Consider the following 9,946-nt stretch of genomic DNA (forward strand, 5'->3'; position numbering starts at 1 on the left):
AGGCCTAGTGACAGGGTTCCTGCTCTAGTCCGCAGTAATATTACCTAATAATGGATTTTTTGTGTTTTTAAGCTTTAATTGTCCATTTCCTATATTGGAGTTTATACTGTTTAAAAACAATATAGAGAAAAGGGGTTCAAGCATTGAAAAGAAACTGGAGCCAAATTGAACTAGAACAACAATTTTCCTTATTCCCAAATGAAATTAACTTAATCATGAATAAACGAACCCATGCTAACCGGCTAGGTTTTGCAATTCTACTTAAATACTTTCAACAAGAAGCTCGATTTCCTAATGACAAACATGATGTACCCACAGTTGTTGTACAATATGTAGCGAATCAAATTGATGCTGCTGTTACTGATTTTTTTGATACATACGGTTGGGGTGGCAAGGAGCGGAGCTACACAGCTCATCGAAAAGAAATACGTAATCTATTTGAGTTTCGAGAACTTACTGCGAAAGATAAGAAACGTTTTTTTGAGTGGTTAAGAGAACAAGTTCAATCTACACATGATACAGAACACTTACAAACGCAAGCGTACAGTTTATTTCGTATGTGGAAAGTTGAACCTCCTTCTGTAGGAAGCTTAAAACGAATGATTGAGTCTGCCATTGACATGTTTGAAAAAGATTTATATACAACCACTTACAAGCAACTATCTCCCACCGCATGTTCCAGATTAGACGCTTTACTACACTCTCATTTTGATGAAGAATCTCATAAGGTGGGGAAATCAGAATACTATGCTGAGGAACAAGACGATATCTTGACATTTCGGCAATTGTTATCTTCACCAGGCAAAGGAAGTGTAAATACAATGGAGTTAGAAGTTAAAAAACTTTTGGCCATTCAACATCTTCAAATTCCTTCGGGTTTATTTAAACAAATCCCCCCTAAATTAATAACGAAATATAGTCTCCGTGCAGCTACTGAGACGGTTACTGAATTACGTGCTCATCCCAAACATATTCGTTATACCTTGCTTGCAATTTTATTTTGGCAGCGTCTTGCTGAGGTGATTGATTATTTAACAGATCTACTTGATGAAATGACTCATAAGTTTGGGAATAGGGCGAAAAATAAAACTCATACAGAAGTGATAGAAGAGTTACAGCGAGTTCAAGGAAAAAATAAATATATTATTAATCTTTTAGAAGCAACTGTAGAAAATCCAAATGGCGTCATTCAAGATATTTTATATCCCATTGTAACTTCTGAAACCATTCAGGATATTATTAAAGAAATGAAAAGAACGAAACAAGAGTATAAGAAGAAAATTTATATGAAGATGCATTCTTCTTATCGAGGACATTATAGAAATGCCTTTTTTGCTATTTTAACAAATCTTACTTTTCGCTCTAACAATCCATCTCATCAACCAATTATTGAGGCAATTCAATTCATTTGTAATCATGAAACAAGTGGTCAACGATATTTTTTAGTAAAAGATGAAGTTCCTATAGATGGTGTAATCCAGCCAAAATGGAAAGATATTATTATCGAAAAAGATAATAACGGCATAGAAAGAATAAATAAGATGAGATATGAAATTGCTGTTTTACAATCTCTTCGCATTCGTCTTCGTTGTAAAGAGATTTGGATCGAAGGTGCAAATCGTTATCGTAATCCTGATGAAGACTTACCTCAAGATTTTGAAGAACAAAAAACGAACTATTTTCAAGCTCTCAAAATGCCACTTGATGTAGAACCATTTATTTCACAGGTCGTACAAACCATGAAAGAAAAACTAAATATGCTAAACCGAGGATTAGAAGATAAAGGTAACTCAAAAATAAAGATTATTACAAAAAATAAGAAAGGATGGATTCGAGTTACCCCATTAGATAAACAGCCAGAACCTCAATCTTTAGTGCAAATTAAAAATAAAATTAAAGACCGTTGGTCTGATATGAATTTACTAGATTTAGTGAAAGAAACAGATTTTCATACAGGGTTTACAAAACACTTTAAAACAACAGCAGATCGGGAGATATTAGATAGAGAAACCGTTCAAAGACGACTTCTTCTTAGTTTATTTGGTTTAGGTACCAATACAGGTTTGAAAGCTGTATCGACTGGTAGCCATAAGGATAGTTATCGAGAACTACGCTATATTCGATATAAATTTATACATAAAGAGCATTTACGCAAAGCAAATGCAACTGTAACAAACCATATTATCTCTCATCGAATGCAAGAAGTATGGGGTTCAGCCACAACAGCTTGTGCATCAGATTCAAAAAAGTTTGGTACATGGGATCAAAATTTACTTACGGAATGGCATCCTCGTTATAAGGGACGTGGCATTATGATTTATTGGCATACAGATCGGAAATCTGCATGTATTTATTCGCAAGTTAAATCTTGCCTATCATCTGAAGTTGCTTCTATGATGGAAGGAGTTCTCCGTCATTGTACAGATATGGAAGTTGACCGTAATTATGTGGATACACACGGACAAAGTGTTGTTGCTTTTGCTTTTTGTCATTTACTTGGTTTTAAACTGATGCCACGCTTTAAAAATATTGGTTCGCAAAAGTTATATCGGCCGGAAACTGGCATGAATGAGGCGTATCCACAATTACAAGAGGTATTAAGTAGACCAATTAACTGGGATCTCATTCGTCAACAATATGAACAAATTATTAAGTTTGCAACTGCTTTACGGTTAGGAACAGCTTCTGCAGAGTCGATTTTAAAAAGATTTACTAGAGATACACAACATCCAACTTATCAAGCACTGTGTGAATTAGGAAAAGCAATGAAAACGATTTTCTTGTGTGATTATTTACATTTTGAAGAAATTCGTCGAGAAATTCATGAAGGTTTAAACACTGTTGAACATTGGAATTCCGTTAATAGCTATATATTTTATGGGAAAAATAGCGAAATTCGGTCTAATTCTTTAGAAGACCAAGAAGTATCTGCATTATCACTTCAATTATTACAAAATTGTTTGGTATTTATGAATACATTAATGGTTCAAGAAGTCTTGTATGACAATAATAAATATTTACTTAACAAAATGACTCCTGAAGATTTCCGAGGGTTAACACCATTATTTTATAATCATATTAATCCATACGGCACCTTTAAATTAAATATGAATCAAAGAATCCCTATTAAACTGAAAATAGCATGAATTTTTTTAAGATGCTACGGTTCGATATGATAATCGTTCACCTAAGCCAAATAAATAGAAAAAACAAAAAAGCTCAAAAACAGAGGTTTCTGAGCTTTTTTATAATGTGACTTCTATTAAAAAAATCGTATATATGTTAACTATCAATATCTACTTATAAATGCTTTTCTTCAAGAAAAGTTCTCTGCATTTTTGTGAAATTCTTCAGCTTCCTCACGAATTACACTCCAATTTTCAAATGCTAATTCAAGCTCTAGTGCAGCAATAATATCAGGAAGACTAACTAAATCCTCACTCATGTTCTCCCCTAATTCTTTTAAATCATAAGAGATAGCACTCCATATTAGATGTATTTTTCGAATTACAGGTAAAATCTTTGTTTCAGAAGGAATTACACTGCTAATTGCACCTAATAAAAAAGTTCCCGTATTATGTACAACGGCATATTCAAGATGATCTCTTATTGCTATGCGTGGAATCAAATTTAGGCAACTTTGATGTGTATCTTTACAATCTCCAATTACTGTATAAAAATCAGATAGATATGTCAGCATCGTTTGAGACTCTAGATGATATCTTAGGGCGTGTTCAGATAAATCCTTACATACATTTATAAACTTAGTTTTAGTACTTGGAGACATATTTCCATTATGTGCTTCCAATAGAACTTGATTAAGATCATCACGGTGTTTAATACAAATCAGATTTGCATAAGTTATAATATTTTGAGCGAGAGCAATTATTGCTGCACGTCCTCCAGTGCCCCAAAATCCAGAGGCTTCTTTTACCCTAGTAGTCATTTCTGTACCTGTTAGTACCAATGTAGAATATGCAGTATCTCTTTCTATGAGGTTAAACCAACTTTGTGTTAATTGTCCGTTATTTATATTAGATATTCTCTCCTGTAGAATGCTTTGAGTAGTTGGTAGTGAGATGCATTTTTTCATATAATTAGAAAAATTTCTCCATTCTTCTACTGAGAGGAGAAAAGGAGAATCTTTCCCTCCTAATTCACGTGGAGAAAAGGCTAAATGATTCATATGAACACCCCTTTAGATATTTTCCAGTTATATTACTCATTCCATTTTAGAGTGATTCTATTAAATGATTTAAAACAGGATTATTTTTTTTATAATTAGTAACAAGAGAACCTGCTAATTCCATTCTGATTTTTGTTATGTTAGAAAGGTCTGGCCCATCCTGAACTTTAATTGTCCAAGTTGTGTAAGGGTTTGGAATAAAGTAATCGTAAGCAAATTCGTCCGCAATGATTCCATCAGTAATAATGGTAGCTCCTTGATAACTAAATCTTCGATTAAAGGATTCCGAATTAAATTGAAACTTTTTCTCCATTTATAAATGTTTTTCTTCAAGAAAAGTTCTCTGCATTTTTATAAAAATTTTCCGCTTCATCCCGAATTGCTTTCCAATCTTCAAAGGCCAATTCAAACTCTAAAGCAGCAATGAACTCCTCCAAATTTTCGATATCCTCAATATTATCTGCTAGTTCTTTTAAATCATAAGATATAGCGCTCCATATTCTATGGACTTTTCGAATAACAGTGCACACGGAATCTTTATACTGAACCAAACTCATGACTGGAGCTACTAAATAGACAACCGTGTTTTGTGCGACAACGAAATCATTTGAATTTTGCAATGGTAACTGTGACATCAGATATGACCAAGTTTGTACTGTTTCTTCGTATTTTTGAATCTCTGAATAAAATTCGGAAAGGGATGTTTCCATAGATTGAGACTGTTGATAATATGTTTGTGCGTGACTAGATAGATCTTTACATATATTTACGAATTTAGATTTTGTATTTGGGGATAATTTCCCAGCTTGTGCTTCCGATATTACTTGATTAAGATCATTATGATATTTAATAGAAATTAAATCCGCAAAGACAACAATATTTTGAGCAATGATAAGTATATCTTTATGCCCTCCATTGTCCCAGAACCTACATTTTTCTATAACGTTTAACTTCGTTGTAATTGCTTCTTCAACTAATCTACGAAAAGTAGAAGTTGTGATGAGTCTATCCCAATTACTTTTGACTTTTCCGTCGAGTATGAGATATATTCTTTCCTTCACTTGATCGATACTAGTCGGTGCTGAGATCCATTTGTTTAAATAATTAGCGAATGAACGCCATTCTTCTATCGTAAGGAGAAAAGGAGAATTTTTCCCTCCTAATTCTCGTGGAGAAAAGGCTAAATGGTTCATATGAACACCTCTCTAGATAATTGTTAGTTGTATTTACTCATTGCCTTTTAAACAGATTTTATTAAATCATTTAAACTGGACTATTTTTCTTATAATTAGCAACAAGAGAACCTGCTAACTCCATTCTAATTTTTGTCACATTGGAAAGATCTGGACCTGGACCATCATGAACTTTAATTGTCCAAGTTGTGTAAGGGTTTGGAATAAAGTAATCGTAAGCAAATTCGTCCGCAATGATTCCATCAGTAATAATGGTAACGCCTTGATAACTAAATCCTCGATTAAAGGATTCCGAATTAAATTGAAACTTTTTCTCCATATAATTATCATAATAGTGTCCTGAATTTGTAATCCGTATTTGTACTTTAGAAGTAGCGTCAATTCCATCTAACCAAATTCGCATTAATTTGAGGCGAACACGATACTCATTTTCAAAAAGGGAATCGTTTAAGTTGATTTCCCACGAAGCTTCTCTTTGTTCCTTCAATGACTCTAGAATTTTCGAATCTGTAATTTCTACTATTCTATTTTGAAAGAGTTGAGGAGGTGGATTAAATTGTTTTAAAGCCCGCATACAATCAGTTTGTATTGTTGCCACATCCACTTTTAGTTCGGATACATCTTTTAAGATATTTGGGTTTACATCTGAGTCTCGGAGAGCCCAATATTTATAAGCATGTTTGTAATTTGCTAATGCCACAAATAGAATTTGCTTCATGTCTATATAACGTTGATACAACTTTTGTTCCATTTCTTCATTTTCAGATTCTTGTCCCTCTAGATTTCTAATATACTCTTCTAATCTTGCAAGGTCAGCTTGATGGATATGTTTTTCAATTAACAGACGGAATAGTTCTTGGCCACAACGAATGACAGCTACTTGATTTGAAGCGAGTGTTTGTCCATATACAGCTAAAATGTCTAACTCTAGTAGATATGCCCTAGCACCTTCAATTTCTTTCTTAATTGCATCGTCTAAAGCTGCAGCTGTCTTTAACTTAAATATGTCCCAAGTTGCTTTACCAGTTAAATCTTCTTGAGGAATATCCCACTCAGTATCTTTAATTTTTTCAAATAGATCATCTGGGAATTGCATATCTCCTGATGCCTCTGATATATCTTCTGCTAATGCATATACCTTGTTAATTAATTCAACAAGGTCATTTAGTTTTTCCATACTTTCCTTTAATGCTTGAGCTAATGCTGATAGCTCACCACCGGCTTCTATAATTTCCTTTAAAGCATTAATTATTCCTATTATCTCTCCGGGGGCAGAAGCTCCTCCGGAAGCAATTATGGAACCCATAGATTGTGCGAAATTTAGTACAGTACTTACCATTTTGAAAGCTAATCTCAGCTGTTGTTCATATTCATATTTCTTAAGTCCATACTCGAACTCAATTCTAGATAATGTTAAGACATGTTGCTGTTTCTCAAATTGGCGTAAAGATGTCTCAATGGCATCTCGAGAATTTTTTAAATTGTTTTTTGCTTGATTAATTAATGTTTCTTTAAATAATAGGGTATCTTGTTCATGTTTTAGCATGAGCAAAGCTGCATTTTTACGATCATCAATTGATAAATTTTTATCTAAATAACGATGATATTGCGCCTCAAATTGCTGCGCGGCTCCCAAAAAAGCATTCATTTCATCTCTGTAGAGTTCTTTATCTAAAAGGGGCACAAACGTATTATCACCACGATTAGCAGTTAAAATAGCCAACAATGAAGTGCTTTGTACACACAATGAAGTTAGTCCGTCATATTGAGTCGTAAATATCTTTAACCAATTTAACTGATTGGCCGCTATATCCGGTCTGGATTCAAAAAATAGACATGCTACTTGGAAAACAGAAGTAAACAGCTTTGGAAGTTGCGGTGTTGGGACTACGTATGTAATTTCTTCTGCAGTAAACACCCCATCCTTATCGGACAATCTTACGCCTTTATTTTTCAGTTCTATAGAATACGGAGGTGGAGAACTTTGATTGTAGATTGGAGTTGCATGTAACACTCCAGAAAGTTCATTGCCATATATCGTCAACTGAGCTAACTTGCCTCCATTTTTATAATCTAGTAAAATCTCTGCGGTCCCTTCTGATTGTATTTCCACTCTTCTTGCTCTAATAACTAGTTGTATATCTTGTAAAGTACAAATAAATTTGTCAGGAATTCGAACAACATCCGCAAGGATCGAAATCATTCTTGGTGTTAATTCATCGTCCTCAATTGACTTAAATACTTCTCCTAAGTCAACGAATAAATCACGAATTTCATATTTTGTTTTTGTTGCATTTAAGTAAGACGCTCCTGGAATTTGTTGTTTTGTTAATAATTCCTCATACAAAGATTTATAATCAATACTACGAACCATTATGAATTCCTCCATTTAAAAAATGAGAGACAAAAGAAAGAATGTATGGAATAAATGAAAATTTATCCTTCTTATTCTTCTTTTGTCTCTAGATTTATTGCCCGAACTGTATTTTTATCATTTATTCCTATATTAGAGCGGTTTATATTAAAGGTGACATTAATATTTCATACTTAAGCTGTGTATTGTTCAACAACAAACCCAACATCTGCATTAACTCGGAAGTCATCCGCTTGTTTCCCAACAGCCTCCCACTGCATAATAGCCAATTCAACTCCAAGATCAGCAAATTCTGGATCATCATGAATATCTTCCATCACAATTTTGGAAAGTTCATCAAGATCACTATGAAGAGAATTCCAAATACCGTGAATTTTCTGTATTACAGGTAGCGCAGCAGCCATTTGCTCTTGGATTTTATCCGTGCCTGTATCAGTTTTATCAAGTAAAGACATCAGATAAACATTTCTTTGAATTATTTTATCAGATTCTTCAATTTGTTGTTTTGTAGCATCAATTCGAGCTTTTAATGCTTTACCTTTTGTACTGTCGAGAATCCCTTTTAATACAAATCCAAAAATAGGACCAAGTAATAGAGATAACCATGATTGAGATTGATAGTCCTCATAATCATCCATATACTCCTCTAAGTCTTCCCGTAATCGCTCTACCGAAGCTCTAAGTTGTTTTACTTCTTCACTATGTTCACCATATTTTTTATCATATTTGTCCTTAACCACTATTAAACTCTGATAATCATTTGCCGTATCAGTTGCAAATGTTCCAATCATGGTTGCCAATGAACCGGCATGATCACGAAATTCAGCTGCTTCCTTTGCTAGCCTCTCACAAATTTTCTTAAACATTTCTAAAGCCTCAGTATCGCCATCTATAATAGCTGGTAAATAATCGATTAATGGTTTGTAGTAAACTTTTGCTCTCCTTGCATAATTTACAATTTCATTAGCAACTCCAAGAACTTCTCTATATGTGTTATCTGTCCAGTTTTGACAGTGATTTTTAACATTTGTATAAACAGAATATAATTCATTAAAATCTGGCATTTCATCTGAAGATGAAAGTGCTAAAGCTTTACGCATTTCAGCTTCATTTACAGGCACATATGCTCCATCACCTGTATATTTTTGAATTGTAATCCATTCTTCTTTAGAAAGTAAGAATGGGGAATCTTCTTTACCTCCAAGATCTCTTGGAGAAATATCTCGTTTTACCATTACAATACACCCTCTCTAATTTATGAAATAATATATATATAAACTTTCTATTTACAAATTCATATAATTACCTCCAGTGTAAATATTTGATAATGAAAATTATATATGAATTCGAAGAGAAATATATCTATGATATGAGAGGTATGTATTTTTTCAAGAAAATTCATATTATTCAATTAATTTTCGTGTGTAATTCCGTGTAATACACTTTCATCCCAATAGAGTCTACTCTATTGGGATATTTCTATAACTCTGGTATAATGGTATCTCGGAGCGTCCCATATGACTTGTTTCAAAATAGGAGTGTGAAATATGAGAAAAATAGGGTATGTACGAGTAAGTTCTGTAGATCAAAATCCAAAGCGGCAATTACAGCAGATGGAAGAAATCGGAGTAGATATCATATATCAAGAAAAAGTATCAGGTGCTACACAAGATAGACCTGAACTTCAAAATATGTTGGGTGACCTTAAAGAAGGAGACGTTATTTATGTGACAGATTTAACGCGAATTACTCGAAGTACAAGAGATTTATTTGAATTAGTTGATTACATAAAAAATAAACAAGTAAACTTAAAATCATTAAAAGATACTTGGTTAGATTTATCTGAAGAAAATCCATATAGTCATTTCTTAATGACAGTAATGGGAGGAGTAAATCAATTAGAACGGGACTTAATACGAATGCGCCAACGTGAGGGAATTAATCTTGCTAAAAAAGAGGGGAAATATCAAGGAAGAGTAAAAAAGTATCATGAAAAACACGCAGGAATGAATTACGCAATGAAGCTTTATGAAGAAGGAAATATGACAGTAAAACAGATTTGTGAAATTACGAGTGTATCTAGATCCTCTTTATATAGGAAGATACACGACTCAAAATAAACGAATACAATATAAAATCACCTTATTGTGGATGTACTACTGCGGACTAGAGCAGCAACCCTGTCACTAGGCC

General features: G+C 33.4%; 6 protein-coding genes and 1 pseudogene. 2 read left to right on the plus strand and 5 right to left on the minus strand.

Annotated features, from left to right (window positions below; genetic code table 11):
• The first annotated feature begins 143 nt into the window (after nucleotides 1-143).
• On the plus strand, nucleotides 144-3,146 hold the full coding sequence (locus tag JDS95_RS30030) for a Tn3 family transposase (protein WP_098016211.1): 3,003 nt from the start codon (nucleotides 144-146) through the stop codon (nucleotides 3,144-3,146).
• Between the two features lie 170 nt (nucleotides 3,147-3,316).
• Here the strand turns inward: JDS95_RS30030 and JDS95_RS30035 are convergent, their stop codons facing one another.
• The 5 genes and pseudogenes from JDS95_RS30035 to JDS95_RS30055 all read right to left on the minus strand — a co-directional run bounded on the left by JDS95_RS30035 (nucleotide 3,317) and on the right by JDS95_RS30055 (nucleotide 8,988).
• Complete coding sequence (locus JDS95_RS30035) at nucleotides 3,317-4,186, minus strand: hypothetical protein (protein WP_098016212.1); 870 nt, start codon at nucleotides 4,184-4,186, stop codon at nucleotides 3,317-3,319.
• 46 nt (nucleotides 4,187-4,232) lie between these two features.
• A pseudogene (locus tag JDS95_RS30040) lies at nucleotides 4,233-4,499 on the minus strand (hypothetical protein); the annotation flags it as partial.
• Between the two features lie 16 nt (nucleotides 4,500-4,515).
• Entirely contained in the window at nucleotides 4,516-5,379 is an 864-nt protein-coding gene (locus tag JDS95_RS30045; protein ID WP_098016214.1) for a hypothetical protein, read from the minus strand.
• Nucleotides 5,380-5,449: 70 nt separating this feature from the next.
• Nucleotides 5,450-7,753, minus strand: coding sequence for a hypothetical protein (locus tag JDS95_RS30050; protein ID WP_199691026.1), 2,304 nt, complete (start codon nucleotides 7,751-7,753; stop codon nucleotides 5,450-5,452).
• A 173-nt stretch (nucleotides 7,754-7,926) separates the two neighbouring features.
• Nucleotides 7,927-8,988 carry an alpha-xenorhabdolysin family binary toxin subunit A gene (locus JDS95_RS30055; protein ID WP_078205543.1) on the minus strand — a complete coding sequence of 354 codons (1,062 nt, stop codon included), beginning with the start codon at nucleotides 8,986-8,988 and terminating at the stop codon, nucleotides 7,927-7,929.
• A gap of 312 nt (nucleotides 8,989-9,300) precedes the next feature.
• Between JDS95_RS30055 and JDS95_RS30060 the strand changes: the two genes are divergently transcribed.
• Nucleotides 9,301-9,873, plus strand: coding sequence for a recombinase family protein (locus JDS95_RS30060; protein ID WP_078205544.1), 573 nt, complete (start codon nucleotides 9,301-9,303; stop codon nucleotides 9,871-9,873).
• Nucleotides 9,874-9,946 lie beyond the last annotated feature (73 nt).

It is taken from the genome of Bacillus cereus group sp. N24, from assembly GCF_016483345.1.
Classification (GTDB): Bacteria; Bacillota; Bacilli; order Bacillales; family Bacillaceae_G; genus Bacillus_A; species Bacillus_A toyonensis.

Coding starts and splice junctions, on each gene's coding strand:
- JDS95_RS30035 (WP_098016212.1), bottom strand. CDS start 4,186: ATGAATCATTTAGCCTTTTCTCCACGTGAATTAGGAGGGAAAGATTCT.
- JDS95_RS30045 (WP_098016214.1), bottom strand. CDS start 5,379: ATGAACCATTTAGCCTTTTCTCCACGAGAATTAGGAGGGAAAAATTCT.
- JDS95_RS30050 (WP_199691026.1), bottom strand. CDS start 7,753: ATGGTTCGTAGTATTGATTATAAATCTTTGTATGAGGAATTATTAACA.
- JDS95_RS30055 (WP_078205543.1), bottom strand. CDS start 8,988: ATGGTAAAACGAGATATTTCTCCAAGAGATCTTGGAGGTAAAGAAGAT.
- JDS95_RS30060 (WP_078205544.1), top strand. CDS start 9,301: ATGAGAAAAATAGGGTATGTACGAGTAAGTTCTGTAGATCAAAATCCA.